This window comes from Streptomyces sp. NPDC002130 (assembly GCF_040296465.1).
Classification (GTDB): Bacteria; Actinomycetota; Actinomycetes; order Streptomycetales; family Streptomycetaceae; genus Streptomyces.
This window is the reverse complement of record NZ_JBEOXI010000663.1, coordinates 1-1,780: the sequence shown is the minus strand read 5'-3', so window position 1 is coordinate 1,780 and position 1,780 is coordinate 1. Positions and strand designations below refer to the sequence as shown.

The 1,780-nt window shown below is 63.4% G+C and carries 2 protein-coding genes; both read left to right on the top strand.

Annotated elements, in window-relative coordinates; all coding sequences use genetic code 11:
• Positions 1-404 (top strand): amidohydrolase family protein (locus ABT116_RS44195; protein ID WP_351646501.1); only part of this gene is annotated, 404 nt, incomplete at its 5' end.
• A gap of 86 nt (positions 405-490) precedes the next feature.
• Positions 491-1,762 carry an alanine racemase gene (locus ABT116_RS44190; RefSeq protein WP_351646499.1) on the top strand — a complete coding sequence of 424 codons (1,272 nt, stop codon included), beginning with the start codon at positions 491-493 and terminating at the stop codon, positions 1,760-1,762.
• Positions 1,763-1,780: the final 18 nt, after the last annotated feature.

Here is a 1,780-nt window from a genome sequence, read left to right as displayed (position 1 = left end):
CCTGGCCCGGCCGTACACCCGCCGATGCTTTGCAGTGGCCATTGCCCGAAAAAGCACTCGGTCATCCCCGCGGCGCCGGCACCTACGCACGCGCGATTCGTACGCTGTATCGCGAGCGTCAACTGCTGTCGTTGTCGGAGATCATCGCGCGCTGCTCGTTGATCCCCGCGCAGATCCTCGAGGAGTCGGTTCCCTCGATGGCGACGAAAGGCCGGATCAGCCCCGGTAGCGACGCCGACATCCTCGTTTTCGATCCCGAGCGGATCACCGACAACGCCACCTACATCGACGGCACCCGTCCCTCCAGCGGAATCAGCCGCGTGCTGGTCGGCGGAGTACCCGTCGTCGAAGGCGGTGTCGTGGTCGAGGACGCGCTGCCCGGTCGCCCGGTACGCCGCTCGTAGCCGAATCACGTTCTGACCTGCATAGTTCTGACAGAAAGTCACCACACATGAACACATCGTCTGCAATCAACGGCACAATCGATGCCATGACGGATTTCGCGAACCCCCCGATCGGTTGGCAGCACAAGGCCTTCGGCACCGACCTCGAAGGTCGCGACGGTTCAGACCTCGAGCCGCTGGGGATCTCGGCACTCGACGGCAACCTCCTGCTGCCGGTGATGACACTCAACCGTGCAGCGATCGCGCACAACATCGACCTCATGGCGCAGTTCTGCTCCGATCACGATGTGGACCTGGCGCCCCACGCGAAGACCACGATGAGCCCCGAACTGGTTCGTCGGCAACTCGACGCCGGGGCATGGGCTATGACGGCGGCAACCGTTGCGCAGGCACGCATCCTGCGTGAGTTCGGTGTGGACACCATCATCATCGCCAGCCAGGTTCTCGATCCCGCCGGCATTCGGTGGATCTGCGACGCCCAGGCCACCGATCCCGATTTCTTCGTCACCACCCTCGTCGACTCCGTCGAGAGCGTCCGGTTGATGGAACAGTTGATCGCGAAAGTCTCACCGGCCAGCCGTATCCGGGTTCTCGTCGAGTTGGGCTACGACAGCGGGCGCGCCGGCGCTCGCACGGTCGAGCAGGCACTCGATGTTGCACGCGCAGCGTCGCAGGCTCCTTCGTTGATTCTCACCGGAGTCGAGGGGTTCGAGGGCATGATGCCAGGAGCCTCGGTAGCCGCCCGCCGTATCTCCGTCGATTCGTATCTCAAATCCGCGCGGGTGTTCACGGAAATCTGTGTGGCCGAGAACCTGTTCGAGAACAACTCCGCGAAGGCTCCCCGGCCGCTGGTCACTTTCGGCGGCAGTGCATTTCACGATCTAGTGGTGCGCGAACTGGCCGGGCGGTGGGCACTCGACAACGGCGTACGCGTCGTACTGCGCAGTGGTTGTTACATCACCCATGATCACGGTCTCTATGCCGAGACTTCGCCGTGGGCGGACGGTCCGCGAACTCTGCAGGGAGCCGCAGAAGTCTGGGGTGTCGTGCTGTCGATTCCGGAACCCGGCCGCGCGATCCTGGGTTTCGGGCGTCGCGATGTCGGTTCCGACGCAGGCTTTCCCATCGTCCTGTGGCACCGACGCGACGGATCCAACCGCTCGGCGCGAGAACTGACCATCACCGCGCTCAACGACCAGCACGCGTACGTCGACGTTCCGGCTGACTTCGACGTGACCGTCGGCGATCTGCTCGGTTGCGGAATCTCGCATCCGTGCACCACTTTCGACAAGTGGTCACTGATTCCCGAGGTCGACTCGGAATACCGCGTCGTCGGCACGGTGCACACCTACTTCTGAGAAACAGCTCCCATAAGA

Bases quoted from the DNA above. Each gene is read 5' to 3' on its own strand.
- ABT116_RS44190 (WP_351646499.1), top strand. From the start codon at position 491: ATGACGGATTTCGCGAACCCCCCGATCGGTTGGCAGCACAAGGCCTTC.